This window comes from Staphylococcus caseorum, assembly GCF_049943195.1.
GTDB lineage: Bacteria > Bacillota > Bacilli > Staphylococcales > Staphylococcaceae > Staphylococcus > Staphylococcus equorum_A.
The window spans coordinates 1,441,743-1,457,685 of the sequence record NZ_JBNFUA010000001.1 but is presented as its reverse complement, the minus strand read 5'-3'; the positions used below and the strand labels follow the sequence as shown (position 1 = coordinate 1,457,685).

Sequence of the window (15,943 nt, the reverse complement as noted above, 5' to 3'; positions counted from 1 at the left end):
GTTAGAGTAACTTTATTATACGAAGTGGCTTATTTTTTTGTATAAATTTATATAATTGTTCCGATTTTAACATAGAAAAGCAGCAATCCATTAGAAACTAATAGATTGCTGTTTTAATTTGAGAATAGGATATTTATGTCCAAGCTCCTTATTTTGTGGCTATAATCTCATTGAAAATATTATGAGTTTAGATGATATTTTCTTTTTTTAATAAAATATAAACCATAGAATATAGCTAAGAATAAGAATAATAATGCTGAGAAATAAAATGTATTATTTACAGAAGCTGTGAATTGAGTGATTAAACCACCGACAAGTGGGCCAATCATTGAACCAAAACCTTGTACGCTGTTAAATACACCCCAAGTTTCTTCTTGCTCATCTATATGTATATGGCTTGCCATAAATGTGTTCCATGCAGGTAGTAATATACCATACATCAGACCAATAAAGATTGCCAATATCCATACAAGTGTAATATCTGTAATCAGTGATAAAGCAAATATCATTATCGTATATAGTAGAAAACCACCAAAAATGACGCTGTACATAAATAATATACCATGTCTATCAATGATTTTTGATAAGAAGAGCATCGAGATCGCACAACCAATACCCCCAAAGACAAGCGCCATAGTATATTCTACAGTAGATACTCCGACAACTTTCGTTGCATATGTAGGTAGGATAGGTACTAATGCCGTGATTGAAGCACCTTGTAACAAAATACCTGGGAATAAAATTAAATGACGTTTTGAAACATCTACGATTTGGCCTAATTGTTGCTTGACTGGTCGCGTATTATAATTCGTCAGTCTTATCTTCACGAAGTAATACAAAATCCAAGCAATAAGTACAACCAATGACATCATAAACGCAAATTTCGTCGGGTGGAACTTGAAGATAAGGTTCATGCCAACCATGCCGACAAGTAAACCGAGGAGCCATGAAAAATAAACATAACCCATTTGTTTGCCACGATTTTTTTCATCAACACTTGCAAGCATAATGACCCAAATAGGACTAACTGCTATACCAAGTAATACTGCACTGATAATTAGAACAATCGGAGAAGTCGGGAACCAAATGACTAAGAATAAGCTACCGAATGCAAGTAGAAAACCTAATGTGAGTACGAGTTTTGTGCCTAATCGTTTAAGTAAAAAACCAATCACGAAGTTGGTTGTTGCATCAGCTATAAAATGAGCAGAAATAGCGATAGATGTGACACCTACCGCAATTGAGGTTGCTGTTGGAAGTAATGCTAAGTAACTTAATATATACATACCTCGGGCAAATTCCATTAAGAACAAAATTACTAACAAGATTATAAAGTTTTTATTTGAATGATAATTATCTTTATTTAACGAAGAGCTTTGCATATAAAGGAACCTTTCCGTAAACTTCTTCATAGCGAGATGAATGATCTAGTAAATTTAACAAGTCATTACACAACTTGTAAGTTGAATATGGAATTCGAGATTCATTCATAGACTGAGTCATTTCTGCTATTTTTGATGGTGTATTTGTTAATGTTGCAACTTGCTGTATTGCTTCTTCAGGTGTGTCAGCAATCAAACCAAATCCTTTTTCTTCAAAGTAATTTGCATTCTCTAATTCTTGACCTGGAGCAGGATTCAAGAAAATCATTGGGGTCTGACGTGTCAAGGCTTCGGATATTGTGATGCCGCCTGGTTTAGTAATCATTAATTGGCTTGAAGCCATCCATTCATTCATATGCTTAGTGTAACCTACGATGAGCACGTTGTCGTAATTTTTAAATTGCGCAGATAACGTACGTTTCAATTCTTTATTTTTGCCACAAATCATTACGACTTGAGAGTGTGGACTTCGATTTAATATTTCTTGTATCATTTGATCAAAGCCTTTTGATACACCGAAGGCACCTGCAGACATAAGTATCGTTGGTTTGTCAGGGTTTAAGTGATTTTGACGAAGCCACGATGTTTTATCAATATCCGCTTCAAATTTATCTGCAATAGGGATTCCAGTAACTTTTAAATGCGATTTAGGAATACCTATGCTAGCAAACTCCTCTTTTAAATCTTCAGTAGCTAGATAATATCTTTGAGAATGGGGAGTTATCCAATTCTTTTGCATTCTATAATCTGTCATTACAGTTGCAATTGGAATGTTCATGTCAAATTGTTCTGTCAGAACAGACATTACTGGTGTTGGGAAAGTAAGCAAGATTAAATCAGGCTTTTCCTTTAACAGTAAATTTATTAATTTATTAAGTCCATAGTATTTATAGAAACATTTGTCTAATTGGTCGGGACGACTATAGTAAAATGCTTTGTACATATTTCTGAAATATTTAAAACTGTTAATGTACCACTTTTTACATATAGAAGTCAGTATTGGGTGAGCTTCTAAAAACAAATCATGTTCAATAACTGTTAAATTGTCTAGATTCATTTCGTTAAACTGGTTCACTACACTTTGAGTAACCTGTAAATGACCATTACCAAAGGATCCAGTAAGGATTAGTATTTTTTTGTTTTGAGTAACCATTTAAGCCACCCTCCAATAGTATAAATTTAGCTCATGCTAAGTTTAACGCATTTTCTTGACATGCGAAAGAAAAAACATAATTACAAAAGATTATATCATTTTACATACTGATATGAAATGATTCATACTGAATTCAGAAATCTGTATGCAAAAAATTAAGTCATTGTATATTAATACATTACCACGCTTAATATAATGTATGCTTGAAAAGCAAAAATTAAGCGAATATATAAAAAATATTAACAAACGGGTTACATAAAATTAACAAAGCAATTTAAAGCTAATTTAAACTCAAAAAAATCATGTAATTTTCATATTATAAAAACGCACATATAATAGGAAGAAATTATTAAAATCTAGATATTAGATTCTATAAAATCAAAGAAAAATGTGTATAATAGAAGTATTGGAAATAAAGGAGCGATAAATGTTGGATGCAAATTTGTTATTTGAAAAAATTAGAGTAAAACAGGTTGTCGGTACGTTAGAGAGAGATGTAACAGATATCACAACTGATTCTCGTACTGCACAACAAGGCAGCGTTTTTGTAGCATCAAAAGGTTATACCGTTGATAGTCACAAATTCTGTCAAGACGTAGTAAACCAAGGCTGCGAAATCGTCGTTGTAAGTCAAGTGCAAGAATTAGACGGTAACGTGACACAAATCATAGTACCTGATACTTTACGCGCAGCAAGTCTATTAGCAAATCAGTTATTTAATTATCCAAGCAAACAACTTGTAACTTATGGTGTCACGGGAACAAATGGCAAGACATCAATCGCTACAATGATACACCATATCTATAGAAAATTAGGTAAAGGCAGTGCTTACTTAGGCACAAATGGTTTTCAGATTAATGAAGATAAATCAAAAGGCTCTAATACTACACCAGAAACTGTAGCTTTAACTAAAAAAATCAATGAAGCTGTTGAAAAGAAAGCAGAGGCTATGACTTTAGAAGTTTCAAGCCATGGTTTGTCATTGGGGCGCTTAAGTGGCGTTAACTTCGATGTGGCAATTTTTTCAAATTTAACACAAGATCATTTGGATTTTCACGGTACAATGGAAGCATATGGCCATGCAAAATCACTATTATTTAGTCAACTTGGCCAAGATTTGTCTCAAGAAAAATTTGTTGTGTTAAATCAAGATGATGAATTTTCTGAATATCTTGCATCAGTATCACCATTTGAAGCGTTTACTTACGGCATTAACAATAAAGCACAATTTATGGCTGAAGATATAAATGAATCATTACAAGGTGTGACTTTTAATTTCGTAACGCCAGAGGGTGATTTTTATGTGAAATCACCTTATGTTGGACGCTTTAATGTTTCTAATATTATGGCCGCAATGATTGCTGTTTGGAGTAAGGGTGTTAAGTTAAGTGAAATTGTAAAAGCAGTTGAAAGCTTAGAACCAGTGGAAGGCAGACTTGAAGTATTAGACCCAGCGCTGCCAATTGATTTGATTATTGATTATGCACATACAGCAGATGGTATGGATAAATTAATCGATGCGGTTCAGCCCTTTACTTCACAAAAATTAATTTTCTTATGTGGTTTGGCAGGAGAAAGAGATATGGGCAAAGCGCCTGAAATGGGACGCATTGCATGCCGTGCAGATTATGTGATTTTCACACCAGATAATCCAGCTAACGATGATCCTAAAGTGTTAACACAAGCACTGGCACAAGGTGCGACACATCATAATTACATCGAATTTGAGGATCGTGCAGAAGGAATACGCCATGCGATTGATATCGCCGAGCCTGGAGATACCGTAGTGTTAGCTTCGAAAGGTAGGGAACCGTATCAAATTATGCCTGGCCATGTAAAAGTACCTCATAGAGATGATTTAATTGGTTTAGAAGCGGCATATAAAAAATTTGGTGGTGGGCCCGTTGAAGATTAGCAATATAAATTGTAATGATGTGCATTCAAATTTATATATTTATGAAGATACGAAAGCGGAAATTTATTTAATTGCGCTCCCAGAATTAAATTGGTCATTAGAAATAGATACAACATTAAATGAAGATGATATCAATGATGAACTTGTGATACACTTGTTTACGTTACTTGATGAGTCTACAGCAACTAAGATTGGTACAGACATTGTCAGATTGATACTTGAGGATTAAAGGAGATTAAAAATGAGTATAAAGGAAGAAGTAGAATCTAGAAAAACCTTTGCAATTATTTCTCATCCTGATGCTGGTAAAACCACATTAACTGAAAAGTTATTATTATTTGGTGGTGCGATTAGAGAAGCAGGAACTGTTAAAGGTAAAAAAAGTGGGAAGTTTGCAACAAGTGACTGGATGAAAGTTGAGCAAGAACGTGGTATTTCAGTTACAAGTTCAGTGATGCAGTTTGATTATGATCACTATAAAATCAACATTTTAGATACACCAGGACACGAAGATTTTTCAGAAGACACATATAGAACACTTTTAGCAGTAGATAGTGCTGTTATGGTAATTGACTGTGCAAAAGGAATTGAGCCACAAACACTAAAACTTTTCAAAGTGTGTAAAATGAGAGGTATTCCAATCTTTACCTTTATTAATAAACTTGACCGTGTTGGTAAAGAACCTTTTGAATTATTAGATGAAATTGAATCTACTTTAGAAATTGAAACATATCCAATGAATTGGCCGATAGGAATGGGACAAAATTTCTTTGGTATTATTGATCGCGATTCACATACAATTGAACCTTTTAGAGATGAAGAAAATACACTGCACTTAAATGATGATTTTGAATTAGAAGAAGATCACAAGATGAAAAATGATAGCGCGTTTTCTCAAGCTATTGAGGAATTGATGCTAGTAGAAGAAGCGGGAGAAGACTTTGATAATGAAGCATTATTAAATGGTGAATTAACGCCCGTATTTTTCGGTTCGGCATTAGCTAATTTTGGAGTTCAAAACTTCTTAAACGCTTATGTGGATCATGCACCAATGCCGCATAGTCGTCAAACAAAAGAGGAAGTTGAAGTAAAACCTTATGATTTAGATTTTTCAGGATTTATTTTCAAAATCCAAGCGAACATGGACCCTAAACATAGAGACCGTATTGCCTTTATGCGTGTAGTGAGTGGTGCATTTGAACGTGGCATGGACGTTACATTACAACGTACGAAGAAAAAACAAAAAATCACACGTTCAACATCATTTATGGCTGATGATAAAGAAACAGTAAACCATGCGGTAGCTGGAGATATCATTGGTTTGTATGATACTGGTAATTACCAAATTGGTGACACGTTAGTCGGCGGTAATCAAAAATTTAGTTTCCAAGAACTGCCACAATTTACACCAGAACTATTTATGAAAGTTTCAGCTAAAAACGTTATGAAACAAAAGCACTTCCATAAAGGTATTGAACAATTAGTTCAAGAAGGTGCGATTCAATATTATAAAGCACTACACACAAACCAAATTCTTATTGGGGCAGTAGGGCAGTTACAATTTGAAGTGTTCGAACATCGCTTGAAAAATGAATACAACGTCGATGTTGTCATGGAGGCAGTCGGTCCGAAAATTGCACGTTGGATAGAAAATGAAGAAGAAGTTAAAGATAAGATGAGTACATCGCGTTCAATTTTAGTTAAAGATATTTATGAAAATTATGTATTTTTATTTGATAATGAATTTGCAACAAGATGGTTTGAAGAGAAGTTTCCAGAAATTAAATTATATGGTTTGTTATAAAACTATAATTTGTGTATAATAACGATATTAATAGAATACCTATGACTTTGTAGTCAGAGGGGAGTAACTCAACTGTTATTAAAAAGATATATGAAGCATGCATTTATATGCTTAAGGAAAATACTTTATATATCTTTTTAACATAGTCATTTTATCGTCATTACGAAGCTTAATTGCTTCCGGTGAAATGGGCAGATACAAACTGTCGAGTGAGACCTTTGCTAATAGTGAATAACGCGATCGATTTGTTCTTTAGTGTAAAAAACTAAGTGAACTAAATTAAATAGCGGCAATACACTAACTTAGCTTAGGTCTCTATTTTTATGTTTAAAAAATTAAGGAGTTGTCCTATATGGATCCAAGTATGATTTTACCTTATTTATGGGTGCTCGTTGTTCTAGTATTTTTAGAAGGACTATTGGCTGCAGATAATGCCGTAGTTATGGCAGTTATGGTTAAACATTTACCGCCTGAGCAACGTAAAAAAGCTTTGTTTTATGGTTTGTTAGGTGCATTAGTATTCCGTTTTATTTCTTTATTCTTAATCAGTATTATCGCAAATCTTTGGTGGATACAAGCACTTGGTGCGCTATACCTACTATACATGTCCATTAGCAATTTAATATCCTTCTTTAAAAATAAAGACAAAGAAGAACAAGAAGCTGGAGATGACCACCACTTTGATGAAGATGGTGGAGAGATTCACGCAAGTCCTAAAGCGTTTTGGGGCACTGTATTAAAAGTTGAATTCGCAGATATCGCATTTGCTATTGATTCAATGCTTGCTGCTCTTGCAATTGCAGTGACATTACCTGCAGTTGGCATCCACTTCGGCGGCATGGACTTAGGTCAGTTTGCTGTTATGTTCATAGGTGGTATGTTGGGCGTTGTAATTATGCGTTTCGCTGCAACATGGTTTGTAAATTTATTAAACAAATACCCAGGTTTAGAAGGCGCTGCTTTTGCTATTGTTGGTTGGGTAGGAATTAAATTGGTGGTTATGGTGCTCGCACATGAAAAAATCGCTGTTTTACCTGAACACTTCCCACATAGTACGTTATGGCAATCTATTTTCTGGACTGTCATGATATTATTAGTAGTTATTGGTTGGTTAACTTCATTAAGAAATAACAAGAAAAAAGAAAAACAAAAGTAAATATTAATGTAACTGGAAAAGCTCATAGAGTTTTTCCAGTTTTTTTATGGAAAAATATGTGGAGACAATAAGGTATTATCTTGGAATTTTAATAGTATCGTTTACTAAAATTGAGCAAGGATATGTCAAAATATTTGATAATATCATTTAAAGTTAGAAATTTAGTAAGAAAGTGATTATAATCAGAATGTATCTATTTTTATAAAACAAAATAAATCTTCACACTCTATTATGATATGTCATAATAGAGTGTGAAGATTTATGTAAGATTAGGGGGAATTAAGGTGACTCAAAATAAAAAACACGTCATTCCTAAAGAAAAATACGGACGTAAACGACGTGAGTTTTTTCATAATGAAGAACGTGAACAACGTGTACATTTAGAGCATGAGGCCAGAGAACAGCGTGAAGAAAAAGCGCAAAAATTAGCCAAAAATAATGAGGAACGTGTGAAAGAAAATTTAAGAAAAGCACGTATCGAAAAGCTAACACAAGAAGAGATACAGCAACAACAGGCTTTGATGGCTAAACAAAGTGGTTCTAAAGAAGATATAGATACACCAAGTGATAAACAGGCATCAGATATCGAACAGTCTTCAAGCTACCCACAGAAGCAAAATGCTAATTATCATTCTCAAAGTAAATCTGAGCAAGATACTAATTATCGTCGAGACAATAAAGAAAATGATACTGTGGTTACTGACCAAAGCACACTATCAAACAATCAGTCGTCAAAAATTGATGGAGAAAATAATTTTTATTCAGAAGAAGCACAACAAACGCGAGTTGAGTCATACGTTGAAGATGAAGATCCAGATGCAAAAGAACAGGAAAAAGAGCAAACAACAGAACGTAATAAGCATGCAACTGAACAACAAGAACCAAGTCACGCCAATCAAAATGGACAATTAAGTGGCGTTGATAAAATTAAATATTTCTTTAAGGAGCATTGGCCGAAAGTACTTATTGTTATTGCAGTTATAGTATTATTAACTTTGATGAACGCAATATTTACTAATGTTGATCAAAACGGTAATGATAAGGATAGTATTTTCCAAAGTAATAATGGTAAAGAAAAGTCATATACAGCAACGATGAAGAGCGCAAATAGTGCTACAAAATCAGTAGTAACGGTTGAGAATGATACAAGCAACAAAGGTTCTTCTGCAGAGAAAGAGACACAAGAAGCAGGTAAAGAAAATGAGCTAGGATCAGGTGTCGTCTACAAAAAAGTAGGCGACTCTATTTTTATCATGACAAATGCGCATGTAGTAGGAGACAAGAAAGAACAGAAGATTACATATGGCAATGGAGACTACTCAATAGGAAAAGTTATTGGCACAGACAAATTCTCTGATATTGCAGTAGTTAAAGCCAAAGTTAAGTCTGGGAGCGACGTTAAACCAATCAAAATGGGTGATTCAAGCACTTTAGTATTAGGGGAACCTATTATCGTTGTAGGGAATCCATTAGGTGTTGATTTTAAAGGTAGCGTTTCAGAAGGTATCGTCTCAGGTCTTAACCGTCATATACCTGTAGATATTGATAAAGATGAACAATATGATGTATTAATGGATGCATTTCAAATCGATGCGCCGGTAAACCCTGGTAACTCAGGTGGCGGCGTGATTAATAGAGATGGTAAATTAATAGGTATTGCATCATTGAAGATCGATATGGATAATGTAGAAGGTATTGCATTTGCAATTCCAGTAAATCAAGCTGAATCAATAGCAAAAGAACTTGAAGCTAAAGGTGAAGTCAAATATCCTAATACAGGTATTCGTATCATGAATGTTGCCGATATCGATGATGAAACCCGTCAATCAATACAACTACCTGAAGATGTGAAATCAGGTGTATTAATTGGTGATGTTAAAGAAAACTCAACAGGTGAAAAATCTGGGTTGCAAAAAAATGATGTCATAGTAGAATTAGATGGTAAAGAATTGGAAGATAATCTAAGATATAGACAAATTATTTTTAATCATAAAGATGATTTGGATACATTACCAGCTAAAATATACAGAGACGGTAAGCTTAAGGATATCAAGATTAAATTGAAGTAGCGTTGAGGTGAATAAACGTTGTCCATTTTCAATCAATTGTTAAAAAAATCAAGCCCTCAACAAGGGATAGTGATGTATTATATTGTTGCAATTGTCGTAGCATTTTTATTGCTTAATTTACCATTTGTTCATAAATCTGGGGTTAATGTTGACCCGATTGATTCCTTGTTTGTAGCAGTTTCAGGCGTGAGTGTGACTGGTTTATCACCTGTTAATATCGTCGAGACGTATACTACATTTGGACAAATCATAATTATGATTATTCTAAATATCGGTGGTATTGGTGTCATGGCTATAGGTACGATGCTATGGGTGTTTTTAGGAAAACATATTGGTATGCGTGAACGTCAGCTTATTATGCTTGATAATAATAAAGATACTATGAGTGGTACAGTTAAACTGATTCTAGATATTGTGCGTACAATTTTAATTATAGAACTTGTTGGTGCCTCGTTATTAGCATTTTATTTTTATAGAGATAATCCAGATTTGCAATATGCAATTATGCAGGGCATGTTTGTAGCAGTATCTGCAACGACAAATGGCGGTTTAGACATTACAGGACAATCGTTAATACCTTATGCCAATGACTATTTTGTTCAAACTATAGTTATGTTTTTAATCATTTTAGGATCTATAGGCTTTCCAGTATTAATTGAAGTTAAAGCATATATTAAAAATAGAATTCCTAATTTTAGATTTTCATTATTTGCAAAAATTACAACAATGACTTACTTAGTATTGTTTGTATTTGGCGCTATAATTATTTTATTATTTGAACATAATCATGCTTTTCAAAATATGACATGGCATAAATCGTTATTTTATGCACTGTTCCAATCTGCAACAACGAGAAGTGCCGGGTTACAAACTATTGATGTAAGTGATTTTGGAGAAGGTACGAATGTAATTATGAGTATCTTAATGTTTATTGGTTCTTCTCCGAGTTCAGTAGGCGGTGGTATCAGAACGACTACTTTCGCAATCTTAATTTTATTCTTATTGAACTTTAGCAATAATAATGAAAAAACTTCGATTAAAGCATTTAATCGTGAAATTCATACGACAGATGTACAACGCTCATTTGCTGTTTTTACAATGGCAGGAATGCTTACATTTGCAGGTACGATTACGATACTTGTAGTTGAAAATGGCAAACTATCATTTCTACAAGCATTTTTCGAGGTGATGTCAGCGTTTGGAACATGTGGACTATCGTTAGGCGTTACTGATGATATAAGCGGGATGAGTAAGGTCGTATTGATGATACTGATGTTTATTGGTCGTGTAGGGCTTATCAGTTTCATTATTATGATTGGTGGCCGTAGAGAGCCAGACAAATACCATTATCCGAAAGAACGCATTCAAATTGGCTAAAACTCCATTTTGATAATTATATGATGATTAAATATAAAGTTAACCCCTTCTTGTAACGATAGTGCAAGAGAGGGGTTTTTAATGATTAAAATTCTTAGAATGTAATATTTCCTTTTGCTATCATGGGTATTTAAAAACATGTTAAACTTAGGTAAATGAGGGGAGAGGCATATGAAAAAAAGCGAGAGAATTACAATAGATGTTATCACAACTTCAGATATGCACAGTCATTTTCTAAACGGGGATCATGGTTCTAATATATATAGAGCAGGTACTTACGTTAAAACGAAACGAAAAGAAAATGAACATGTGATTTTGTTGGATAGTGGCGGTAGTTTGGCAGGCTCATTGGCTGCATTTTATTATGCTGTTGTTGCGCCGTATAAGCGTCATCCTATGATAAAGCTGATGAATGCTATGCAATATGATGCAAGTGGTATCAGTCCTAATGAATTTAAATTCGGTTTATCCTTCTTTTCAAGAGCAGTCTCTTTATCCAGGTTTCCATGGCTATCGGCGAATATTGAATATAAGCGTACACGAGAACCTTATTTTTCTACACCATATACGATAAAAGAGATAGAAGGGGTCAAGATAGCTATTGTTGGATTGACTTCAGACGGATTGATGAACCGCGAACACTTTGAAATGGAGAACGAGCTGCAAATTGATAAAACTTTAGTGGCTTCTAAAAGGTGGATTCGTTTTATTCATGAAACTGAAATGCCGGATTTTCTCATAGTCATATATCATGGTGGTATAAACCAACTTAATAAATCCGCAAATGAACGCGAGCAAAACGTAAATGAAGCGGAAAAAATTATGCAATCGCTAGGTGTGATTGATTTACTGATTACTGGTCATCAACATCAAACCTTTATTGGTAGAGATGATCAAACTTTGTATGTGCAAGCAGGTCAAAATGCGGAACAATTAGTTCATGTGAAAATTAACTTTAAGCAAAGAACTACCTCTTATGAGTTAGACGATGTGGAGTCACAAATCGTTGATTTAAATGAGTATAAGGAAGATGAGGATTTATTAAACTTAACATTTTATGATAGAAAAACTGTTGAACATTGGGGGAAAGAAGTTTTAAATGTTACACCTGTTTCTGCTCAAGTAAATGGTTTAGGAGATGTTATTACAAAACCTCATCCTTTCACACAACTTTTACACGACGGTATTCGCTCAGAGTTTGATTATGATATTTCATGTGTACATTTACCTACCAGTGGAGAAGAGGGCTTAGAGGCAACAGTAACCAATGAAGCATTATATAAAGCGTACCCACATCCTGACGTGCCAGTCGATTTAACTATAAAAGGACAGCAGATTAAAGATATTCTAGAATATGGTTATTCACATATAGAATTTAGCCAAGGTGAACTCAGTTTAACAATTATTGATGAAACATTATGTACGTTTTGGCAAGGCGTGGATTACACTATTGATATGACTGCTGCACCGTTTAACCGTGTCAATTTAAAAAACATTAGGCTGAATCATATGTATCGTGTAAGTATGACAGATTATTGTTATAGAAATTATAGACAGTATTTAGAAAATGCAGTTATTCATGAAACTGGCGAAATAACAATGGTAGAATTAATATCTAGAAATTTGAAAAATGAGCAGTATAAGATAAATCAAAAACAAAGCTTTAATGTAATAACATAGTTTGAAAGATTGTAATATAAATATGACTTCATACGCGTTTGTATAAGGCAGGCATCAGTTTCAGCCTGTAGTCTTCGGCTAGCGTTTGAATGGCTTAGTGTTGAAATTATTGAAAATGCTTACTCTGCTAATATATTTATTTTATATAGTACAAAAAAACTGGAAGATGACCATTATTTTAATGAGCATCTTCCAGTTTTAAATTTTTAATAGAACGTATAAAGCTCCACAATAAGTTAAGCATGGAATATTAATAGAATTACTACTGCAACGATTTGTGCTATTACAGTGGTAGCAATTCTACGCGTATAAAAGTAGCTTATTGAGAGTGCAATTTGTACGATAAAGATGAAGAAAACAATCCATAAATTATCTAGATAGTAGAATAATGAAGCCGAACAAAGCGCCGTAATTATAATACTAAGCCAACTTGGTATGTTTAATTTAATCAATTCTTTTTGTAAAACTGTTCTCATATAGAGTTCATGACAAGGTATAACAAAGACTAATGTTATTAACATTTGCCATTTAAAATATACGCCAGTTCGTGTTAATTCTTTAATTAATTCAAGATATTTTATATCCGAAGAAATTGCTGCAATAATCAGCTGAATAATAATTAATACGATACCAGTAATAATTCCAACACCTAGAGAAGTAAGTAATCTCTTAGATTCTATATCTCTTTGATAAAAGATATAACTAATACCAGCTATAAGCATGATGCCAGTATATAAATACCAATATTCTTGTTTTTCTCCCCACATAATGAAGAGGATGATGTGAAATACAATAAAGCTTAAAAGAAACCAGATTAAAGCCTTTGAAATTCTATGCATTTTTTACTATCCTTCTTGTTCAACGATTGTATATCGCTTATGATTAATAACAGTTTTTTCAGGCAAGTCTAAATCATTGAAATTCTCCATAATTGTTAAATCAACAATTACTGAATTATCATTAATTTTTTCTACACGTCCTTTTAAACCATCATAAAATTCTACTATATTTCCAACTTCTGCAACAGTCATTTTTAGTCCTCCCTAGAAATGCTAACTAGATAGTATTATACAAAAAAAATTAGGACAAATAAACAAATAACCATTAAATTGTGTGATATAAACCGATTTTGAAACTTTTTATCATATTTAAAGTAAATGATTGGCATTTTCAGAGCAAATATAGCATAAATAAGGTAAGGGTATATTTATAGGGAAAAGGAGTGCAATAGATGAAGTTTATTAATAATAATGATATTACAGATCCAACATTAAATTTAGCAATGGAAGAATATGTTTTAAAAAATATGCCGAAAGACGACAGCTATTTTCTATTTTATGTGAATAGACCGTCTATTATAATTGGTAAAAACCAAAATACGATTGAAGAAGTAAACAAACCATATATTGATGCACATAATATTGATGTTGTGAGACGTATCTCAGGTGGGGGTGCTGTTTACCATGATGAAGGTAATTTAAACTTCAGTTTCATAACAGATGATGATGGTAACAGTTTCCATAATTTCAAAAAATTCACTGAACCAATTGTTGAAGCATTAAAATCGTTGGGTGTTGATGCTGAAATGACTGGTAGAAATGATATTCAAGTAGGTAAAGCTAAAATTTCAGGTAATGCTATGGTAAAAGTGAAAGAGCGTATGTTTAGCCATGGTACATTAATGTTAAATAGTGAATTGAGCGAAGTTCAGAATGCATTAAAAGTAAATCCTGCAAAAATTAAATCTAAAGGAATTAAATCTGTACGTAGTAGAGTCGCAAATATTTCAGAATTTCTTGAAGAACCTATTGATATTGATGACTTTAAGGATATTATCTTAAAAACTATTTTTGGAGAAGCAAATCAAGTCGAAACATATCAACTTACAGATGAAGATTGGAAAAATATTGAAAAATTGAGTAACGAGAAATATCGTACTTGGGACTGGAATTATGGTAGAAATCCAAAATATAACTTTGAAAGAGAAGAGAAGTTTGAAAAAGGCTTCGTTCAAATTAAATTAGATGTTAAACAAGGTCGTATTGAGCATGCAAGAATTTTTGGAGATTTCTTTGGCGAAGGTGATATTACAGAACTTGAAAATGCATTAGAAGGTACGTTACACGAATTTGATAGTATTGAAGAAGCATTTTCAAACTACGATATTTATCATTATTTTGGCGATATCGACCGCCATGAACTCATTAGATTAATGTCATAAGTAAGTGTTATTAATAAGAATAAAACTCAAAAAGGTCTATTCTCTAACTTATTGGTGTAAGTAGGGAATAGACCTTATTTTAAATAACAATCTATTAAATTATCCAACGAGAAATTCCTCCAGGTTTCTGTATTCTTCAGTATAACGTTTGAAATCCTGCTCGTTTTTATTCTTAAGTGCGTGGTCAATGAGGTGTTCTAACTGCTGTTTACGGACATTTCTTAACGACTCATCAATGATTAACTCAATACCTAAATCATTAATCGTTGATACAAAAGATTCTAATGAATTGTATTTAACATTTGTATTGTTTTTCATTTTCAACACAGCCCCTCTATCTATATTTACATATAGTATACAGCCTTTTATTTTTGAAATCAATAAATAGTCAGACTTTTCCGAAAATATAAGTGTAATTTGCAACTTTTCAAAAAATAAGAAAATGCAAAAGTATAATAACTGAAAATCAATTGTAGAAAACTTATAAAATATTTTATTATATAAGTTGATTTTAAAATCTTTGTGTTATATTATTTGAGTATCACCATAAGTTTTAAGGAGGCGTCAGCTATGATTCAACAATACATTATTAAAAAAGGTGATATGGTTCTTCAACCATGTAATTTATCTATAGGACTAAATGAAGGTACTTGTGTATTAAAGTATAAAGAGGAGCGTGATATCGTAAAGGAACGGACACATAAAATTATAGATCGTTCATGTAGATTTTATGGTAGTAGTTATGTATTTAAAAAAGAAGACACAATGAGAATTACTGGCATTAATAGTAAACCCCCAATTTTATTCACTCCATTATTTCCTACTTACTTTTTTCCTACACATTCAGACCGAAAAGAAGAAAACACTTGGATCAATATTCATTATGTACAAACGATAAGAGCTTTAAAAGATAAAAAATGTAAAGTCACATTTGTCGATAACCAAACTATAGTTGTTAATATTTCAGCGCACAGTATGCATCATCAATACTTAAATGGCATATATTATTACTATATGATGGATAGAGCAGCTAGGGTGGCTACTTTTGATCCTGAATCTCCTATAGACTATACGAAACCACAATTAAATATTTATGAAGCATTAGCAAAATATTCTCTATTTGAAAATAAATAGCAAAACATTTCTAAAATATAAATGTAAAAATGTCATATGTGGAATATTATAT

14 protein-coding genes are annotated in these 15,943 nt (G+C 32.9%); 9 read left to right on the top strand and 5 right to left on the bottom strand.

Annotated features, from left to right (window positions below; translation table 11 throughout):
• Positions 1–179 precede the first annotated feature (179 nt).
• Together ltaA and ACP3TL_RS07540 are read right to left on the bottom strand one after the other, a co-directional pair.
• On the bottom strand, positions 180–1,382 hold the full coding sequence (ltaA, locus tag ACP3TL_RS07545; RefSeq protein WP_069832160.1) for a lipoteichoic acid biosynthesis MFS flippase LtaA: 1,203 nt from the start codon (positions 1,380–1,382) through the stop codon (positions 180–182).
• Positions 1,360–2,535 carry a diglucosyl diacylglycerol synthase gene (locus tag ACP3TL_RS07540; protein WP_069832161.1) on the bottom strand — a complete coding sequence of 392 codons (1,176 nt, stop codon included), beginning with the start codon at positions 2,533–2,535 and terminating at the stop codon, positions 1,360–1,362. The genes ltaA and ACP3TL_RS07540 overlap by 23 nt, the downstream gene beginning before the upstream one ends.
• Before the next feature lie 430 nt (positions 2,536–2,965).
• Here ACP3TL_RS07540 and ACP3TL_RS07535 point away from each other — a divergent pair, with 430 nt between their 5' ends.
• The 7 genes from ACP3TL_RS07535 to ACP3TL_RS07505 all read left to right on the top strand — a co-directional run bounded on the left by ACP3TL_RS07535 (position 2,966) and on the right by ACP3TL_RS07505 (position 12,536).
• Positions 2,966–4,450 (top strand): UDP-N-acetylmuramoyl-L-alanyl-D-glutamate--L-lysine ligase, encoded by a 1,485-nt coding sequence (locus ACP3TL_RS07535; protein ID WP_069818234.1) that lies wholly within the window; start codon positions 2,966–2,968, stop codon positions 4,448–4,450.
• Complete coding sequence (locus tag ACP3TL_RS07530) at positions 4,440–4,679, top strand: YueH family protein (RefSeq protein ID WP_069818205.1); 240 nt, start codon at positions 4,440–4,442, stop codon at positions 4,677–4,679. Before ACP3TL_RS07535 ends, ACP3TL_RS07530 begins: the two co-directional genes overlap by 11 nt.
• Before the next feature lie 12 nt (positions 4,680–4,691).
• A complete protein-coding gene (locus tag ACP3TL_RS07525) occupies positions 4,692–6,254 on the top strand; it encodes a peptide chain release factor 3 (protein ID WP_069818206.1) in 1,563 nt (520 codons plus the stop codon).
• Between the two features lie 352 nt (positions 6,255–6,606).
• A complete protein-coding gene (locus ACP3TL_RS07520) occupies positions 6,607–7,410 on the top strand; it encodes a TerC family protein (protein WP_069832162.1) in 804 nt (267 codons plus the stop codon).
• A 284-nt stretch (positions 7,411–7,694) separates the two neighbouring features.
• Positions 7,695–9,479: a S1C family serine protease gene (locus ACP3TL_RS07515; protein ID WP_069832163.1), complete on the top strand. Its 1,785-nt coding sequence runs from the start codon at positions 7,695–7,697 to the stop codon at positions 9,477–9,479.
• Between the two features lie 18 nt (positions 9,480–9,497).
• Positions 9,498–10,856, top strand: coding sequence for a TrkH family potassium uptake protein (locus ACP3TL_RS07510; RefSeq protein ID WP_069818209.1), 1,359 nt, complete (start codon positions 9,498–9,500; stop codon positions 10,854–10,856).
• Between the two features lie 171 nt (positions 10,857–11,027).
• The gene (locus ACP3TL_RS07505; protein ID WP_069832164.1) at positions 11,028–12,536 is read left to right on the top strand and encodes a bifunctional metallophosphatase/5'-nucleotidase; all 1,509 of its coding nucleotides are present in this window, start codon (positions 11,028–11,030) and stop codon (positions 12,534–12,536) included.
• 236 nt (positions 12,537–12,772) lie between these two features.
• On the opposite strand, the gene ACP3TL_RS07500 is transcribed toward ACP3TL_RS07505, so the two are convergent.
• On the bottom strand, positions 12,773–13,375 hold the full coding sequence (locus ACP3TL_RS07500; protein ID WP_065337672.1) for a CPBP family glutamic-type intramembrane protease: 603 nt from the start codon (positions 13,373–13,375) through the stop codon (positions 12,773–12,775).
• Between the two features lie 6 nt (positions 13,376–13,381).
• The gene (locus ACP3TL_RS07495; protein ID WP_002508073.1) at positions 13,382–13,567 is read right to left on the bottom strand and encodes a YkvS family protein; all 186 of its coding nucleotides are present in this window, start codon (positions 13,565–13,567) and stop codon (positions 13,382–13,384) included.
• 200 nt (positions 13,568–13,767) lie between these two features.
• On the opposite strand from ACP3TL_RS07495, the gene lplA reads away from it, so the two are divergent.
• Positions 13,768–14,757, top strand: a complete 990-nt coding sequence (gene lplA, locus ACP3TL_RS07490; protein ID WP_069818211.1) for a lipoate--protein ligase — start codon at positions 13,768–13,770, stop codon at positions 14,755–14,757.
• Positions 14,758–14,856: 99 nt separating this feature from the next.
• Here the strand turns inward: lplA and ACP3TL_RS07485 are convergent, their stop codons facing one another.
• Complete coding sequence (locus tag ACP3TL_RS07485) at positions 14,857–15,075, bottom strand: IDEAL domain-containing protein (RefSeq protein WP_069818212.1); 219 nt, start codon at positions 15,073–15,075, stop codon at positions 14,857–14,859.
• Between the two features lie 252 nt (positions 15,076–15,327).
• On the opposite strand from ACP3TL_RS07485, the gene ACP3TL_RS07480 reads away from it, so the two are divergent.
• Complete coding sequence (locus ACP3TL_RS07480) at positions 15,328–15,891, top strand: competence protein ComK (protein ID WP_069818213.1); 564 nt, start codon at positions 15,328–15,330, stop codon at positions 15,889–15,891.
• The last annotated feature ends 52 nt before the right edge of the window (positions 15,892–15,943 follow it).

Coding starts and splice junctions, on each gene's coding strand:
- ACP3TL_RS07520 (WP_069832162.1), top strand. CDS start 6,607: ATGGATCCAAGTATGATTTTACCTTATTTATGGGTGCTCGTTGTTCTA.
- ACP3TL_RS07495 (WP_002508073.1), bottom strand. CDS start 13,567: ATGACTGTTGCAGAAGTTGGAAATATAGTAGAATTTTATGATGGTTTA.
- ACP3TL_RS07540 (WP_069832161.1), bottom strand. CDS start 2,535: ATGGTTACTCAAAACAAAAAAATACTAATCCTTACTGGATCCTTTGGT.
- ltaA (WP_069832160.1), bottom strand. CDS start 1,382: ATGCAAAGCTCTTCGTTAAATAAAGATAATTATCATTCAAATAAAAAC.
- ACP3TL_RS07500 (WP_065337672.1), bottom strand. CDS start 13,375: ATGCATAGAATTTCAAAGGCTTTAATCTGGTTTCTTTTAAGCTTTATT.
- ACP3TL_RS07505 (WP_069832164.1), top strand. CDS start 11,028: ATGAAAAAAAGCGAGAGAATTACAATAGATGTTATCACAACTTCAGAT.
- ACP3TL_RS07480 (WP_069818213.1), top strand. CDS start 15,328: ATGATTCAACAATACATTATTAAAAAAGGTGATATGGTTCTTCAACCA.
- lplA (WP_069818211.1), top strand. CDS start 13,768: ATGAAGTTTATTAATAATAATGATATTACAGATCCAACATTAAATTTA.
- ACP3TL_RS07485 (WP_069818212.1), bottom strand. CDS start 15,075: ATGAAAAACAATACAAATGTTAAATACAATTCATTAGAATCTTTTGTA.
- ACP3TL_RS07525 (WP_069818206.1), top strand. CDS start 4,692: ATGAGTATAAAGGAAGAAGTAGAATCTAGAAAAACCTTTGCAATTATT.